Consider the following 16,245-nt stretch of genomic DNA (forward strand, 5'->3'; position numbering starts at 1 on the left):
GGCCCGGGACGACCGCGCGGGGTTGCCACCCCGCCGGACCCCCGCATCGTCCCCCGGAAGGGACGATGCGGGCGTTCCCTACGCCTCGATGACGATGGGGACGATCATGGGCCGGCGGCGCAGCTTGGTGCCGACGTACCGGCCGAGGACGCGGCGCGCGACCTGCTGGAGCTGGTGCGTGTCCGTGGAGCCGCCGCGGGCGGCCTCCTCGATCGCCTTCTTGATGTCGGGCAGGATCGCGTCGAAGACGGAGTCGCCCTCCGCGAGGCCGCGGGCGTGCACCTCGGGGCCGTTGACGACGCGGCCGTTGCTCGAGTCGACGACGGCGAAGACGGACACGAAGCCCTCCTCCGCGAGGATGCGGCGGTCCTTGAGCTCGGTCTCGGTGATCTCGCCCACGGACGAGCCGTCGACGTAGACGTGGTGCACCTCGACCGCGCCGACGACGCGCGCGACGCCGTCCTTGAGGTCGACCACGGTGCCGTTCTCCGCGAACATCACGTTGTCGTGCGGGATGCCGGTGCGGATGGCCAGGTGCCCGTTCGCGAGCAGGTGGCGCACCTCGCCGTGGATCGGCATGACGTTCTTCGGGCGCAGGATGTTGTAGCAGTACAGGAGCTCGCCGGCGCTCGCGTGGCCCGACACGTGGACGCGCGCGCTGCCCTGGTGGACGACGGTCGCGCCGAGGCGCATGAGGCCGTTGATGACGCGGAACACGGCGTTCTCGTTGCCCGGGATGAGGGACGAGGCGAGGATGACGAGGTCGCCCTCCCCCACCGTGACCTTGTGGTCGCCGCTGGCCATGCGGCTGAGCGCGGCCATGGGCTCGCCCTGCGAGCCGGTGGACATGTAGACGACCTGCTCGCCGGGCATGGTGTCGGCCTTCTTCGGGTCGACGAGGATGCCGTCGGGCACGTTGAGGAAGCCCATGTCCGCCGCGATGCCCATGTTGCGCACCATCGACCGGCCCACGAAGGCGACCTTGCGGCCGTGCGACTCGGCAGCGTCGATGACCTGCTGGACGCGGTGGACGTGGCTCGCGAACGACGCGACCACGATGCGCCCGGTGGCCTGCGCGAACAGGCGGTCGAGCACCGGGCCGATCTCGACCTCGGCGGTCGTGAAGCCCGGCACCTCGGCGTTGGTCGAGTCGACCTGGAACAGGTCGACGCCCTCCTCGCCCAAGCGGGCGAAGCCGCGCAGGTCCGTGATGCGGCCGTCGAGCGGCAGCTGGTCCATCTTGAAGTCGCCGGTGTTGAGCACGGTGCCGGCGGACGTGCGCACGAAGACCGCGAGCGCGTCCGGGATCGAGTGGTTGACCGCGAGGAACTCGAGGTCGAAGAGGCCGATCTTCTCGCGCTGGCCCTCCTTCACCGCGAGGGTGACGGGCGTGATGCGGTGCTCGCGCAGCTTCGCCTCGACGAAGGCGAGCGTGAGCTGCGAGCCGAGGATCGGGATGTCGGGCCGCATCCGCAGGAGGTAGGGGACGGCGCCGATGTGGTCCTCGTGGCCGTGCGTGAGGACGATCGCCTCGATGTCGTCGAGGCGGTCCTCGATGTAGCCGAAGTCCGGGAGGATCAGGTCGACGCCGGGCTGGTGGTCCTCGGGGAAGAGGACGCCGCAGTCGATGACGAGCAGACGGCCGTCCAGCTCGAGCACGTGCATGTTGCGGCCCACCTCGCCGAGTCCGCCGAGCGGGACGAGGCGGAGCGTGCCGGGTTCGAGGGCGGGCGGCGGCAGGAGGTCGGGGTTGAAGCTCATTCTTCTCTTCTCAGGGATGGAGGCCGGCGGCTTCGAAGCGCGCGATCAGCGCGTCGTGCTCGGCCGGCGTGTGGGGAAGCAGCGGCAGCCGCATCGCGCGGCTCGGGATGACGCCGAGCCAGTGCATCGCGGACTTCGCGTTGGTGGCGCCCGGGCCGCCGAAGACGGCCGCGTGTACCGGGAGGAGGGACTCGTGGAGGCGCTCGGCCTCGGCGGCGTCGCCCGCGTCGTGCGCCGCGATCATCGCGGCGATCTCGCGGCCGACCACGTGGGACGACACGGACACGACGCCCACGGCGCCGGCCCGGAGGAACTCGAGGGTGAGCGGGTCGTCGCCGGAGTACCAGGCGAGACCGGTGCGCTCGATGCGGGCCTTCGCGGCCTCGACGCCGCCCGTGGCGTCCTTGACGGCGACCACGCGCGGGTGCGCCGCGAGCTCGTCGTAGGACTCGTCCGAGATCGCGAGCGCGGTGCGGCCCGGGATGTCGTACAGCATGGCGGGCAGGCCCGTCGCGCCCAGGATCGCGCGAAAGTGCGCGACGACGCCCGGCTGCGAGGGCTTGGAGTAGTACGGCGTGAGCGCGAGGATGCCGTCGGCGCCCGCCTCCTCGCCCTGCTCCGCCATGCGCACCGCGTGCGCGGTGTCGTTCGAGCCGGCGCCCGTGAGGATCGTGACGTCCGGGCCGACTGCCTCGCGGACCGCGGCGAGCAGGTCGACCTTCTCGGGGGCGTGCGTGGTCGGCGCCTCACCGGTGGTGCCCGACAGGACGAGACCGTCCGACCCGTGCGCGACGAGGTATCGGGCCAGGTCCTGGGCGGACTCGAGGTCGAGGGCGCCTCCCTCGTGCATCGGCGTGACCATCGCGGTCAGGACCGTTCCGAACGGTCGCGAGGAGGAAGTCATGGCACTCAACCTACCGCGCGACGGCACCCCGGCGGGCTCGGTCGGGCCCCGGCGAGGGGACGATGCGGCACTGAAGCGCATCGTCCCGCGCGCCTACGGCACGACGATCTCGAAGCCCGGGTCGCCCGGGTCGAGGACGCCGAGGAGCGTCTCGAGCACCGCCGCGTCGCCCGCGACCTCGACGCCCGGGGCGTCGCGGTTCCCCGCGAGCATGGCGAGCAGCCGCGGCTTCGCGAGGCTGACGGTCGCCTGTGCGTCGCCCGAGGGCGGCTGCTCCACCGCCACGAGCACCCCGTGGCTCAAGGTCACGCGGAACGCGCGGTCGAGGTCGGTCAGCACGACGTCGAGCCTCAGGTCGAGGTCCCAGGCCCGCGGCCCGTCGACGGTGATGGCGATCGCGTCGAAGATCTGCTCGGGGCTGAGCTGGGCCACGAGGTCGGGCGCGGCCGTCGCGACCGGGGTGCCGAAGGTGCCCTCGCGCAGCTCGGTCGCGCCGGACAGGTAGAAGTTGCGCCACGTGCCGTTCTCCGCGCCGTAGCCGAGCTGCTCGAGCGTGTCCGCGTAGAGCGCGCGGGCGCCCTCATGCCCCGGGGAGTCGAAGACCGCGTGGTCGAGCAGGGTGGCCGCCCACCGCAGGTCGCCGTCGTCGTACGCGGTGCGCGCGAGCTCCACGACGCGGTCCACGCCGCCCATCGCCGCGACGTAGCGCTCCGCGAGGGCCTGCGGCGGGTGCGGCCACAACCGCGCCGGGTTGCCGTCGAACCAGCCCAGGTAGCGCTGGTAGATCGCCTTCACGTTGTGCGACACGGAGCCGTAGTAGCCGTGCGTGCCCCACACCTTCTCGAGGGCGGGCGGCATCGCGAAGTCCTCCGCGATCTCGGCGCCCGTCATGCCCTTGTTGAGCATCCGCAGGGTCTGGTCGTGGAGGTACTTGTAGAGGTCGCGCTGGATCCCGATGTACTCCACGAGCCGCTCGCGTCCCCACGTGGGCCAGTGGTGCGACGCGAACATCACGTCGGCGCGGTCGCCGAAGCGCTGGATCGCCTCCGTGAGGTAGTGCGCCCAGATGTTCGGGTCCCGCACGAGCGCGCCGCGCAGCGTGAGCAGGTTGTGGAGGTTGTGCGTGACGTTCTCCGCCATGCAGAGCGCGGCGTAGCGCGGCACGAGGAAGTGCAGCTCCGCGGGCGCCTCGGTCCCGGGGGCCATCTGGAACTCGAGCTCGACGCCGTCGACGGTCACCGTCTCCCCCGTCGTCGTCACCTCGTGCGTGGGCACGACGATCCCCGGGTGGCCGGTCGACGTGGTCTGGCCGAGACCGGCGCCCACCTGGCCCTGCGGACCGCGCGCGAGCGCGGCGCCGTACATGTACCCGGCGCGGCGCGCCATCGCGGTGCCGGCGTAGACGTTCTCCGCGACCGCGTGCCCGACGAGGCCCGCGGGCGCGAGGATCGGCAGCCCGCGCGCGGCGGCCTCCTCCTTGGACACGACGCCGAGCGCGCCGCCGAAGTGGTCGAGATGCGAGTGGGTGTAGATCATCCCGGTGACCGGCCGGTCGCCGCGGTGCTCGCGGTACAGCGCGAGCGCGGCCGCCGCCGTCTCCTTGCTGATCAGCGGGTCGACCACGATGACGCCGGTGTCGCCCTCGATGAAGGACATCACCGACAGGTCGAGGCCGCGCACCTGGTAGATGCCCTCGACCACCTCGTACAGGCCGTGCTTGGCGGCGAGCGTGGACTGGCGCCACAGGCTCGGATGCACGGAGGTGGGGGCGTCGCCGGCGAGGAAGCCGTAGCCCGCGGCGTCCCAGACGATGCGGCCGTCCTCGTCGACGATGCGCGGGTCGGCGAGCGTGCCGAGGAAGCCGCGGTCGGCGTCGGCGAAGTCCTGCGTGTCCCCGAAGGGCAGCTCGACGAGGTGTCGCGCATGCGCCGCCTCGATGGCAGGGATGGGGTCGTTCTGGCGCATGGCAGCCTCCGGCGTCGAGGGGGACCCGACACCAGCCTGGTCCCGCGGCCCACCGCTCGCAACCGGTGGCGACGACGTCGCGCGCCCTCCCGCCCGCGCGGCTAGCGTGGGGTCATGGCCAGTGGGCGGCCCCGTGCCGCGCACACGAAGCGATCCTTCACCCGGCCGAGGTGGAGCGACGTGTCCTCGGGCTTCGTGACGGGCCTGTTCTCGATCCCCGAGGGCATGGCCTACGCGAGCATCGGCGGCTTCGCCGCGCCCCTGGGACTCTGGTCGGGCGTGGTGCCCACGATCGTCGGCTCGATGCTCGCGCGCACCGTCCTCATGGTGACGACCCTGACGAGCGCGATCGCGCTGTCCTCCCAGAGCGTCATGGCCGCCGCAGGGCTGGATCCCGGTGACATCGGCGCCGTCGCGACGCTCGCGGTCCTCGTCGGGCTGATCATGCTGGGGATGGGCCTGCTGCGGATGGGCTCGGTGATGGCCTTCGTCTCGACCGCGGTGATGACCGGCTTCACCACGGGCATCGCGGTGCAGATCCTCGCGGGTGTGGTCAACGACGCGACGGGCTACTCGCCCGCCTCCTCGAACACCGTCGGCAAGCTGGTCGAGGCCGTCGCCCACGTGGGCGACTGGGACGTGCCGACCGTCGCGGTCGCGGGAGCCACGGTCGGCGTCTGGTTCGCCGCGCGGCAGGTGAGGCGGCTGCGGGCGCTCGCGACGCTGGTCGCGCTGATCGTCGCCAGCGTCGCGGCCTTCCTGGTCGCGGGCGACATCGAGACGGTCGCGGACATCGCCGCGGTGCCCCGCTCCCTCCCCCCGTTCACGCTGCCCGACCTGTCGGCCTTCCCGGCGCTGGTCACCGGCGCGCTCGCGGTCGCGCTGGTCGCGCTCGCGCAGGCGGCCGGCATCAGCGCCGCGGTCGCGAACCCCGACGGGTCCAGGTCCGATGCGTCGAAGGACTTCGCCGCGCAGGGCGCGGCGAACCTCGCAGGCGGGTTCTTCGGCGCGCTTCCGACGGGCGGGTCGCTGTCGCGCACCGGCGTCGCGACCAGCGCGGGCGCGCGGACCCGCTGGTCGGGCATCTTCGCGGGCCTGTCGCTCGGGCTCATCGTGCTGCTGGTGGGTCCCGTCGCGGGCGAGATCCCGATGGCGGTGATCGGCGGGCTCATGCTCATCATCGGCGCGGAGATCGTCGAGGGCCGCCTCGCCGACATCCGCCTCGTGGCACGCACCTCGACCGCGTCCCTCGCGGCCATGGTCGCCACGTTCGTCGCGACCACCGCCCTGCCGCTGCAGCAGGCGATCTTCATCGGCGCCGCGTTGTCGATCGTGCTCACCGCGGTCCAGAACAGCCGCGCGGGCGAGCTGGTCGAGCTGGTGCGCGAGGGCGACCGCTGGCACGTGGACGATGCGCCCGCGACGCTGCCGTCGCACCGCACCACGGTGCTGCACTACTCGGGGCACGGCTTCTTCGCCGAGATCGGGCGGCTCGACGAGGAGTGGCCGGAGACGGCGGGCGTGAGCGACGCGGCGCTCGTGGTGTCCGCGCGCGGATCGTTCGGGGTGCCGTCCGCGACGTTCCTCAAGATGCTGGGGCGACGGGCGAACGAGATGAGCGAGGACGGCGTGGCGCTCGTCATCTGCGGGGTGCCGCCACGCCTGCGCGATCTCCTGGAACGCACCGGCGCGCTCACGACGCTGGGTCCGGACAACGTCATCGCCGCGACCGGCACGCTGATGGAGTCCGTCGAACGCGGGTTCGCCCGCGCCGAGGAGCTGCGCGCGGGGATGCGCGCACGAGAGGAGTGACATGGGTGCCGTCATCGGCGAGGTGCTGCCCCTCGCGCTGGGCGTCGCGATCAGCCCGATCCCGATCATCGCCGCGATCCTCATGCTGCTGTCCCCGCGGGCGCGGGTGACGGGCGTCGGGTTCCTGCTGGGGTGGGTGCTGGGGATCCTGGTCGCAAGCTCCATCTTCACGCTGCTCTCGGCGTCACTCACGGGTGGCGACGGGGGCCCACAGCCGGTGGTGGGCGTGATCCAGCTGGTGCTGGGTGCCCTGCTGCTCCTCACGGCGGTCCGCAGCTGGCGGGGCCGGCCGCGCGACGGTGAGGAGCCCGCGATGCCCGCGTGGATGGGGGCGATCGACAAGATGTCCCTGCCCATGGCGCTCGGCTTCGGCTTCCTCATGTCCGCGGTCAACCCCAAGAACCTCCTGCTGGCCGCGAGCGCGGGACTTGCGATCGGCTCGGCCACCTCGGACGCCGGGTCCGCGGCGATCGCGATCGCGGTCTTCACCGTGCTGGCGGCGTCGACGGTCGCGGTCCCCGTGATCGGCTACCTCGTCGCGGCCGACCGCCTGCGGGGTCCGCTCGACTCCCTCCGCGGCTGGCTGGCGTCGAACAACGCGGTCATCATGGCGGTGCTGCTGCTCGTCATCGGCGTCTCGCTTGTCGGCAAGGCGCTCGGCCAGTTCTGATGGGGACCGCGGTGGCGCCGCCGCGTCGTCCGACCCCGCGCGTACGCTGGTCCCCGTGACCATCCCCACCCCGTACGAGGACCTGCTGCGCGACGTGCTGGCCACCGGCACCCCCAAGGGCGACCGCACCGGCACCGGCACCGTCTCGGTCTTCGGCCGCCAGATCCGCTACGACCTGTCGCAGGGCTTCCCGCTCATCACGACCAAGCGCGTGCACGTCCGCTCGATCGTGGGAGAGCTGCTGTGGTTCCTGCGCGGCGACACCAACGTGCGCTGGCTGCAGGAGCGCGGGATCACCATCTGGGACGAGTGGGCCGACGAGCACGGCGAGCTCGGACCCGTCTACGGCTACCAGTGGCGGTCCTGGCCCGCGCCGGACGGCCGCCACATCGACCAGATCGCGGACGTCGTCGAGCAGATCCGCACCAACCCGGACTCGCGCCGCCTCATGGTGTCCGCGTGGAACCCCGCGGACGTGCCGAGCATGGCGCTCGCGCCCTGCCACGCGATGTTCCAGTTCTACGTCGCGGACGGCCGGCTCAGCTGCCAGCTGTACCAGCGCAGCGCGGACCTGTTCCTGGGCGTGCCGTTCAACATCGCGTCCTACGCGCTGCTCACCCACATGATCGCGGCGCAGACCGGCCTCGAGGTGGGCGACTTCGTGTGGACCGGTGGCGACTGCCACATCTACTCCAACCACATGGAGCAGGTCGAGCTGCAGCTGTCGCGCGAGCCCTACCCCTACCCCACCCTCACGCTGGCCACGAAGGACTCGCTGCTCGACTACGACATCGACGACGTCGTGATCGAGAACTACCAGCACCACCCGGGCATCAAGGCGCCCGTGGCCGTCTGACCCGCCCGTGACCGTCAAGGCGATCTGGGCCCAGGCGCGGGACGATGCGGGCCGGCCCGTCATCGGCATGGACGGCACGATGCCGTGGCACCTCCCCGAGGACCTCGCCCACTTCCAGGCCCTCACCCGCGGCCACGCCGTCATCATGGGGCGCCGCACGTGGGAGTCGCTGCCGCCGCGCTTCCGGCCGCTGCCCGGCCGGGTCAACGTGGTGGTGACCTCGGGCGCCGCGCCCGAGGGCGCCTTCCGGGCCTCGTCCCTCGACGATGCGCTGGCGATCGCGGGCGAGCACGCGCGTGACGCCGAGCGCTGGGTGATCGGCGGCGCCGGCCTGTTCGCCGAGGCGCTCGCGGTGGCCGAGGCGCTCGAGATCACCGAGATCGACGCCGTGGTCGCGGGCGACACGTTCGCGCCGGACCTGGTCGCCGACGACTGGGCCGTCGCGGCGTCGAGCGAGCCCGCGGTGTCCACGTCGGGGCTCTCGTACCGCTTCGTCACCTACGTGCCCGCGGAGTCCGCGCCGCAGGACTGAGGGGGCGCGCCTCGCCCCGCTCGCTCGCGACGCGTGCCAGGATCGGTGGCATGTCCTGGTACGTGCCGGCGCGCATCGAGACCGAGCGGCTGATCCTGCGCCGCTATCGGACGGACGACGCCGCGGCCGTGTCGCGCGTCGTCGCCGCCAACCGGTCGCGCGTGGTGCGGTTCCTGTCGTGGCCCGAGGCGCTGCCGTCGACGGGCGAGGTGCGCGCCGTGCTGGTCGCACCGAGCATCGCGCTCCACGAGCGCGGCCAGGAGTTCCCCATGGGGATCTTCGACAAGGCGACCGGGGACTTCATCGGCGGCGCCGGGCTGCACACCGACCGCGGCGCGGACGCGCTCGAGATCGGCTACTGGATCGCCGCCGACCGCGAGGGCGAGGGCCTCATCACGGAGGCGGCGCTCGCGCTCACCCGGGTCGCCCTCGAGGTGGCCGGCGCCGAGCGGGTCGAGATCTGGTGCGACCCCACCAACCGGAGGGCGACCGCGGTGGCGCGCCGCTCCGGGTACGCGAGCCAGGGCATGCGGATCGACGACGACGGCGAGGAGCTGGAGGTGTGGGCCGCCAACGTCGAGACGCTCGCGGGCGAGCCGTACGCGTCGACGCCGCGTCCGCGCCTCGCCGATCCGGACGGCGACGAGATCCCCTGGCCCGTGTGAGGCGGACGGGGTGCCGGTTGCCGGCCCGTGGCCCCGCGCCGAGATGCCAGGATTGACGCCATGACCTGGCGCGTCCCTCCCCGCATCGAGACCGCGAGGCTCGTGATCCGCCGCCTCGAGCCGGGCGACGTCCGCGCGATGCACGAGGCGATCCTCGCCAACGTCGCGCACCTGCTGCCGTTCATCCCGTGGGCGCCGTCGGAGCCGCAGACGCTCGAGCAGCGCGAGGCCAAGGTCGCCGAGTTCACCGCGGCCTTCGACGCGGGCGAGGACTTCGCGCTCGGGATGTTCGACCGCGCGACCGGCGCGTACGTGGGCGGCACCGGGTTCCACACGCGGGTCGGCCCCGACGCGCTCGAGATCGGCTACTGGATCCGTGCCGACCGCCAGGGCGAGGGCCTGGTGACCGAGGCGGTGCTCGCGCTGACCGCGGTCGCGCTCCTGTACGCCGGCGCGACCCGCGTCGAGCTGTGGTGCGCCCCCGCGAACGTGCGCTCGAACGCCGTGGCGGCACGCTCCGGCTTCACGGCCGCCGGCTCGTCCACGCGCGGCAACGAGGACTTCAACGTGTGGGTCGCGGACCTCGCGACGCTCGCCCGTGAGCCCGCCGCATCGTCCCCGCTCCCCCGGCTCGCCGACGCGGCCGGCACGACCCTCGCCTGGCCGCTGTGGTCCGTGCCCGCGCGGGTCGAGACCGAGCGCCTCGTGATCCGCCGCTTCCGTCACGACGACGCGGACGAGGTGTCGAACGTGATCGCCGCGAACCGGGAGCACCTGGTCCGGTTCCTCGCGTGGGCGGAGGACGAGCCCAAGACCCGGGAGGAGCGCGCGGCCAAGATCGCGCTCAACATCGCCAACCACGAGGCGGGCGTCGAGTTCCTCATGGGGATGTTCGACCGCGACGGCGGCGCGTACCTCGGCAGCATCGGCCTGCACCCGCTCGACTCCCGGCCGGGCCTCGAGATCGGCTACTGGATCGCCGAGTCGCACCAGGGCCACGGGCTCGTCACGGAGGCCGTGGCGGCGCTCACCCGGGTGGCCCTCGCCTACGCGGGCGCCGAGACGGTCGAGATCTTCCACCGGCCGGGGAACGCGCGCTCCGCGGCGGTGCCGCGACGCCTCGGCTTCCGCGACCTCGGCCTCACGCGCGACACCGACGACGGCCAGGAGGCCGCACGCTGGGTCGCGGACGCCGCCACGCTGGAGGAGGCGCCGCTCTCCTCCGCGCCGATCCCCCGCCTGGCCGACGCCGCCGGGGACGAGGTGACGTGGCCCGCCTGACGCTGGACGCGACGCGCCAGCAGGCGCTGTCCGTCTCCCTCGCCACGGGCGCGTACGGCCTGAGCTTCGGCGCGCTCTCGGTCGCGGCGGGCCTCGACGTGTGGCAGACGGCCGCGCTGTCGCTGCTCGTGTTCTCGGGCGGCTCGCAGTTCGCGTTCGTGGGAGTCATCGGCGCGGGCGGCGGCGCGGCGGCCGCGGTCGCCACGTCGACGTTCCTGGGGCTCCGCAACGGCTTCTACGGCGTGGGCCTGGCGCCCGTGCTGAGGCCGATGCGGGGCCTGAGGAAGGCATGGGGCGCGCAGGTGACGATCGACGAGTCGACGGCGGTCGCGCTCGCGCAGCCCGCCGAGGACCTCCCGGCGCGGCGCGCCGGGTTCTGGTGGACCGGCGTCGGCGTGCTCGTCGCGTGGAACGCGATCACGGTGCTGGGCGCGCTGCTCGGTTCCCGCATCGGCGACCCCGCCGACTGGGGCCTCGACGCCGCCGCCGCGGCAGCCTTCCTCGCGCTCGTGTGGCCGCGCCTCGCGCACCGCCGCGCGCAGGCCGTGGCCGCCGCATCGTCCGTCCTCGCGCTGGCGCTCACGCCGGTCGCGCCGCCGGGCGTGCCCGTGCTCGCGGCCGCCGTCGTGGCCGTGGTGGCCGGCTGGGGGCACCCGCGTCCCGAGGAGGTGCCCGAGTGAGCGCGTACTGGTGGATGTGGGTCGCGATCGTGGCGGCAGGGCTGCTGTCCTGGGCGACCAAGTACGCGGGCCACTCGGTTCCCGAGTCCCTGCTCGAGAACCCCCGCGTGCACCGCATCGCGGCCTTCGTCACGGTCGCGCTGCTGTCCGCGCTGGTCGCGGTGCAGACCTTCGCCGACGGTCGCTCGCTCGTGGTCGACGCCCGCGTCGCCGCGGTGGCGGTGGCCGCGGTCCTGCTGTGGCGCCGCGCGCCGTTCATCGTCGTCGTCGCGGTCGCGGCGGGCGTGGCGGCGGGCCTGCGCGCGCTCGGGTGGGGCTGAGCCGCACTAGCCTTGACGCCATGATCCACGCCGACGTCTCCGCCCGCCCCGCCGTCCCCGGGGACGAGGACGCGATCGCCGCGATCCAGCTCGCCGCGTGGCGCGCATGGATGGGTGAGGCCGCGGACGCGCTTCCCGCCGATCAGGTGCGCGCGCAGTGGGCCGCCGCGATCGTCGCGCCGCCGAGCCGCGACCACCGCGTCTTCGTCGCCTGCGACGGACCTCGCGTCGTGGGATTCGCCGCGATCACCCCCGGCGAGATCATGGCGCTCGAGATCGCGCCGGAGCACCGGCGCGCGGGACACGGCTCGCGCCTGCTGTCCGCATGCATCGACACGCTGCGCCTCCAGGGCCGCGACGACGTGCGTGCGTGGACCCTCGAGGGGGACGATGCGCGCCGCGCGTTCCTCACGTCCGCGGGCCTCGCGGAGGGCGGGCTGCGGCGCACGCTCGAGGGCCCCGACGGGAATCTCGTCGAGCTCATGTACCGCGCGGCGCTCTAGCGCTCGACGAGGCCGGGCACACGCGCTGATCCACACAGATTCTGCAACTGGGAGCGTTCGACCCGTCGTTCGTGACAGGTGTTGCAGCTGTTCGCGTTCACAACCGCGCGCGTGTGTGGAGAGGCGCGACGAGCGAGCCGCCCGAGGTCAGCGCTGCGCGCGGAACAGCTGCGCCGCGTGGCGCAGCGCCCTGCGGGCCTCGGCCTTCTCCTCGACGGCCTCGTAGGCGAACGCGAGGTGGAACCAGGCCGCCCAGCTCTCCGGCTCGAGCTCGACGCCGGTGCGGGCGACCTCGTAGACGTCCTGCTTGGCCTGGTCGGTGAGGCGGCCGGCGGTGGTGCGCTCGCCGTCGTGGAGCGGCAGGCGACCCTCGGCCTCGAGCCGAGAGGCCATGCGCTGCACGGTGATGCCCGTGCGCCACTCGTTGACGAGGAACCACACGGCGATGAGCGGCAGCACGAGCACGAAGGCGCCGAGCAGCTTCGCGACCGCGCCCGGCGAGCGCAGCAGCATGAGCGCGATGTTCGCGACGAAGCCCATGAGCAGCGCGAGCAGCGCAGTGGTCGCGACCGCGGCGAGGAACGCCGGGCGCCGCATCACGCTCACAGCGCCATGTACCGGTCGAGGCCCACGGCCAGGCCGGGACGGCCGACCACCTCGCGCACGCCCAGCAGCACGCCGGGCATGAAGCTCACGCGGTCGAAGCTGTCGGTGCGGATCGTGAGCTGCTCGCCGGGGTTGCCCAGCAGCACCTCCTCGTGCGCGACGAGGCCGCGCAGGCGGACCGCGTGGACGTGGACGCCGTCGATCACGGCGCCGCGCGCGCCGTCCGGGTCGTGCGTGGTCGCGTCGGGCGAGGGGCCGATGCCGGCGGCGGCGCGGGCCGCGGCGATCCCCTGCGCGGTGTGGGTCGCGGTGCCCGACGGCGCGTCGACCTTGTCCGGGTGGTGGAGCTCGACGATCTCGACGGACTCGAAGTAGCGCGCCGCCGCGGCGGAGAAGCGCATCGCGAGCACGGCGCCGAGCGCGAAGTTCGGGGCGATGAGCGCGCCGAGCTCGGGACGCTCGCGCAGGTGCTCCTCGACGCGCAGCAGCGCCTCCTCGGTCCAGCCGGTGGTGCCGACGACGGCGTGGATCCCGAGGTCGATGAGGGCGTGGACGTTCGCCTCGGTGGCGCTCGGCACGGTGAAGTCGACCGCCACCTGGGCGCCCGCGCGGGCCGCCTCGGCGATGTCGTCGCCGTGGTCGAGCGCCGCGACCAGCTCGAGGTCGGGGGCACCGTTGACGGCGTCCACGACGTGGGAACCCATGCGCCCGGAGGCGCCCAGCACGGCGACGGAGATCATGCGTCGAGCGTACCGGGCGCCTCGCGGGCGACGATGCGGGCCTCCCCTATCCGGAGAACCCGGGCGGAGCCATGCCCGCGCCCTGCTGCCCGCCGCCGGGCATCTGCCCCATCTGCGGCACATCGGTGGACTCGTCCTCGCTGCTGAGCCCGGACAGCAGTCCGCCGGAGCCGTCGCTCGCGTCCTCGTCGTCAGCACTGAGGTCCGCCGTGAGGTCCGCGAGGATGACGGCGTCGCCCGCCTCGAGTCCGGACGTGATCTCGGTGTAGACGGCGCCGATGGCGCCGGTCTCGACCGCGACGGCGGTCGCGGTCCCGTCCTCGCCGGCCACCTGCACCGTGGCGTCGCCGGCCGCGTCGGAGACGGCCGAGGTGGGCACGACGAGCACGCCGGTGGCGCCCGCGACCGTGATCCGCATCCGCGTCGCGGCGCCGATCCTGATCGAGAAGCCCGGATCCGGGACGGCGATCGTGACCGCGTACGACTGCGCGAAGTCGTTGCCGGAGTTGACGTTGCTCACGCTCGACACCGTGCCGTCGACCACGTCGCCGCTGCTGGTCAGCGTGAGCTCGGCCTCCTGGCCGACCGCGAGCAGCTGCGCCTCGGTGAGGCTCACCGCGAGCTCGACGAGGTACGAGTTGTCGGCGACCAGCGTGATCGCGGCGGTCGTGTCGCCCGCGGTGACGGAGTCGTCCTCCGCCATGCCGACCGACACGATCGTGCCCGCGACCGGGGCGCGGAGCGTCGCGTGCTCGACCTGCTGCTGGGCCACCTTGAGCGCCGCACGGGCCGCCGTGATCTCCGCCTTGTCCGCGAGGATGTCCGCGGCGCTGGGCACCGTGTCCTCCTGCGCGGTGCCGCCGGACAGCGAGTCCTGCGACTGGGACGTCGAGTCGTCGGTCGACGTGCCGCCCAGGGTGCCCGTCGTGTCGGAGAGCCCCGCGGACTGGTCCATGCCGCCGAGGTCGTCGCCGCCGGTCTGGTCGATGCCGCCGCTCGCATCGCCCGGCTCGGCGGAGCCGCCGCCCTGGGCGCCGGTCGAGCCGTCCGAACCGCCGGTCGACCCGTCGCCGGTACCGGCGTCCGCGCCGCCCGAGCCCTCGGCCGCGAGCGCCTCCTGCAGCGCGGCCACCGCCGCGTCCACGTCGCTCGCGAGGTCCATGAGCGTCGCCTGCGCCTCGATCGACGTCTGGGAGGCCTCGAGCGCCGCCGCGGTCGCCTCCTGGCAGGCCGCGAGCGCCGCGGCGGCTTCGTCCGCGACGTCGCCGGTCGCGCCGGCGCCGTCCGTCGCGTCGTCCGCGGACTCGTCCGTCGCATCGTCCCCGGCCGCGCCCGCCGCCGTGAAGGCGGCGCAGGTCTCCTGCGCGTCGGCCGCCGACTGCTGGGCCGCCTCGAGGAGCGCCTGCGCGACGTCGTACTGGTCCAGCAGCGCCTCCTGCGCCGCGAGCAGCGCCGCCCGCGCCTCCTCGACGGCGTCGCTCCCCGTGGCGTCGGCGGCCTGGACGATGCGCGTGTCCGTGGGCGTGTAGACCGCCGCGACCACCGTCGCCGTCGTGGCGGCCGCGTCCGAGTCCGACGAGTACGCGGCCGACGACGCGGTGGTGCTGCTCGATGTCCCCGAGCTCTGCGCCTCGAGGTCGTCGGCGAGCGCCTCCTTCGCGTCCGCGAGCGCCTCCTCGGCCTCCGCCACCGCGTCCTCGAGGTCGTCCGTGTCGAGGCGCGCGATCACGTCGCCCGCCTCGACGGCGTCGCCCACGCCGACCTTCACCCTCGCGACCGTGCCGTCCACCTGGAACGCCAGGTCCTCCTGGCTGGCCGACGCGATCGCGCCGGTCGCCGTCAGGGTCTGGGTCACGTCGCCGGTCTCGACGACTGCGGTGCGGTACGTCGCGGACGCGGACGATGCGCCGGTCAGGACCACGCCCGCGGCCACCGCGCCGATCGCGACGGGTGCCGCGACGAGGAGCCAGCGGCGGCGCCCGCCGAGGGAGATCCCGCGCTTCATCACTCGCCGCTCTCGAGCGCCGGCTCCGACGTGCCGGTCGCCGTGTCGCCGGGCGCACCGCCGCGCTCGCCGGGCATCCCGCCCTGGCCGCCGAAGCCCATCGCGGACACGCAGCCGTCCTCGCCGCCGTCGAACACGTAGATCGAGGTCGCGGAGTAGCCGCCCGCGTCGTCCGCCTCGCCGTTCGCGGTGAGGCACATGCCGACGGCGACCGCGTCGGCGTCGGCGTCCTCGGTGCCGGTGACGGCGGCGTCGTCGGCGACGGCCACGACCGTCTCCTCGCCGTCGGAGTCCTCGACGGTCAGCTCGCCGTCGGACACGGCGGTGACCGTGCCGGCCACGCGGGACGAGTCGTCGAAGCCGCCGGCGGGCATGTCGCCGTCCGGCCCGCCCGACGGCATGTCGGAGGGCACCTCGCCCAGCTGCGCGCCGTCCGTGGGCATGTCGCTCGGCATGTCGGTCGGCATGTCGCCGCCCTCCGGCCGCTCGCCGCCCATCCGGCCGCCCATGCCGCCGAAGCCGGTCGAGCACGTGCCGTCCTCGTCGGCGTCGGTGACGCTGATCTCTGTCGCGGCGCCGTCGTCGCCGAGCGTGGCGACCACGCAGGCGCCCTCGGCGATGTCCGCGAGCGCCAGCTCGACCTGCTGCGTGAACGTGGTGTCCTCCGTCCAGCTCACCGCGGTCTGCGTCGACCCGTCCTGCACCTGGGCGAGGCCGTCGGACACGTAGGCGATCTCGCCAGTGAGCCCCGACGGCTCGCGCTCCATACCGTCCATCCCCTCGACGGTGCCGAGGACGGCGTCGGACGATGCGGCGGGTGCCGCGTCCTCCCCGGACGTCGCGGCCTCGCCGGACGAGCAACCGGCGAGCAGCCCGGCGCACAGGGTGGCCGCGACGATCGACAGGCGGGTCTTGTTCATGGTGGATTCCTGTTCTTTGAGCTTC

At 73.7% G+C, this 16,245-nt stretch carries 16 protein-coding genes; 9 read left to right on the forward strand and 7 right to left on the reverse strand.

What is annotated here, in order from left to right; translation table 11 throughout:
* Positions 1-78 precede the first annotated feature (78 nt).
* The 3 genes from AOM02_RS04760 to AOM02_RS04770 form a co-directional block, all read right to left on the reverse strand.
* Entirely contained in the window at positions 79-1,761 is a 1,683-nt protein-coding gene (locus tag AOM02_RS04760; RefSeq protein WP_062297183.1) for a ribonuclease J, read from the reverse strand.
* A gap of 10 nt (positions 1,762-1,771) precedes the next feature.
* A complete protein-coding gene (gene dapA, locus AOM02_RS04765; protein WP_062297184.1) occupies positions 1,772-2,665 on the reverse strand; it encodes a 4-hydroxy-tetrahydrodipicolinate synthase in 894 nt (297 codons plus the stop codon).
* A 93-nt stretch (positions 2,666-2,758) separates the two neighbouring features.
* Entirely contained in the window at positions 2,759-4,630 is a 1,872-nt protein-coding gene (locus tag AOM02_RS04770; RefSeq protein WP_062297185.1) for an alkyl/aryl-sulfatase, read from the reverse strand.
* Positions 4,631-4,810: 180 nt separating this feature from the next.
* Between AOM02_RS04770 and AOM02_RS04775 the strand changes: the two genes are divergently transcribed.
* From AOM02_RS04775 to AOM02_RS04815, 9 genes are read left to right on the forward strand one after another with little or no spacing between them, the layout of a single operon-like run.
* Positions 4,811-6,442 (forward strand): SulP family inorganic anion transporter, encoded by a 1,632-nt coding sequence (locus AOM02_RS04775; protein ID WP_267127682.1) that lies wholly within the window; start codon positions 4,811-4,813, stop codon positions 6,440-6,442.
* A gap of 1 nt (position 6,443) precedes the next feature.
* Positions 6,444-7,112, forward strand: coding sequence for a GAP family protein (locus tag AOM02_RS04780; RefSeq protein WP_062297187.1), 669 nt, complete (start codon positions 6,444-6,446; stop codon positions 7,110-7,112).
* 55 nt (positions 7,113-7,167) lie between these two features.
* The gene (locus AOM02_RS04785) at positions 7,168-7,968 is read left to right on the forward strand and encodes a thymidylate synthase (RefSeq protein WP_062297189.1); all 801 of its coding nucleotides are present in this window, start codon (positions 7,168-7,170) and stop codon (positions 7,966-7,968) included.
* Positions 7,969-7,975: 7 nt separating this feature from the next.
* Positions 7,976-8,500, forward strand: a complete 525-nt coding sequence (locus AOM02_RS04790) for a dihydrofolate reductase (RefSeq protein WP_062297190.1) — start codon at positions 7,976-7,978, stop codon at positions 8,498-8,500.
* 50 nt (positions 8,501-8,550) lie between these two features.
* Positions 8,551-9,165: a GNAT family N-acetyltransferase gene (locus AOM02_RS04795; protein ID WP_062297191.1), complete on the forward strand. Its 615-nt coding sequence runs from the start codon at positions 8,551-8,553 to the stop codon at positions 9,163-9,165.
* A 60-nt stretch (positions 9,166-9,225) separates the two neighbouring features.
* Positions 9,226-10,446 carry a GNAT family N-acetyltransferase gene (locus tag AOM02_RS04800; protein ID WP_062297192.1) on the forward strand — a complete coding sequence of 407 codons (1,221 nt, stop codon included), beginning with the start codon at positions 9,226-9,228 and terminating at the stop codon, positions 10,444-10,446.
* Positions 10,434-11,126, forward strand: coding sequence for an AzlC family ABC transporter permease (locus tag AOM02_RS04805; protein ID WP_062297193.1), 693 nt, complete (start codon positions 10,434-10,436; stop codon positions 11,124-11,126). Before AOM02_RS04800 ends, AOM02_RS04805 begins: the two co-directional genes overlap by 13 nt.
* A complete protein-coding gene (locus AOM02_RS04810; protein WP_228373774.1) occupies positions 11,123-11,446 on the forward strand; it encodes an AzlD domain-containing protein in 324 nt (107 codons plus the stop codon). Before AOM02_RS04805 ends, AOM02_RS04810 begins: the two co-directional genes overlap by 4 nt.
* Positions 11,447-11,466: 20 nt before the next feature.
* Complete coding sequence (locus AOM02_RS04815) at positions 11,467-11,949, forward strand: GNAT family N-acetyltransferase (RefSeq protein ID WP_062297194.1); 483 nt, start codon at positions 11,467-11,469, stop codon at positions 11,947-11,949.
* A gap of 147 nt (positions 11,950-12,096) precedes the next feature.
* On the opposite strand, the gene AOM02_RS04820 is transcribed toward AOM02_RS04815, so the two are convergent.
* From AOM02_RS04820 to AOM02_RS04835, 4 genes are read right to left on the reverse strand one after another with little or no spacing between them, the layout of a single operon-like run.
* Positions 12,097-12,555 carry a hypothetical protein gene (locus AOM02_RS04820; RefSeq protein ID WP_156156086.1) on the reverse strand — a complete coding sequence of 153 codons (459 nt, stop codon included), beginning with the start codon at positions 12,553-12,555 and terminating at the stop codon, positions 12,097-12,099.
* Positions 12,552-13,295 carry a 4-hydroxy-tetrahydrodipicolinate reductase gene (gene dapB / locus AOM02_RS04825; protein ID WP_062297195.1) on the reverse strand — a complete coding sequence of 248 codons (744 nt, stop codon included), beginning with the start codon at positions 13,293-13,295 and terminating at the stop codon, positions 12,552-12,554. The genes AOM02_RS04820 and dapB overlap by 4 nt, the downstream gene beginning before the upstream one ends.
* Before the next feature lie 46 nt (positions 13,296-13,341).
* On the reverse strand, positions 13,342-15,300 hold the full coding sequence (locus AOM02_RS04830) for an efflux RND transporter periplasmic adaptor subunit (protein WP_062297196.1): 1,959 nt from the start codon (positions 15,298-15,300) through the stop codon (positions 13,342-13,344).
* Positions 15,300-16,220 (reverse strand): hypothetical protein, encoded by a 921-nt coding sequence (locus AOM02_RS04835; RefSeq protein ID WP_062297197.1) that lies wholly within the window; start codon positions 16,218-16,220, stop codon positions 15,300-15,302. Before AOM02_RS04835 ends, AOM02_RS04830 begins: the two co-directional genes overlap by 1 nt.
* Between the last annotated feature and the right edge of the window lie 25 nt (positions 16,221-16,245).

The sequence above is a fragment of the Demequina maris genome (assembly GCF_000971155.1).
In the GTDB taxonomy this organism is placed as follows: Bacteria; Actinomycetota; Actinomycetes; order Actinomycetales; family Demequinaceae; genus Demequina; species Demequina maris.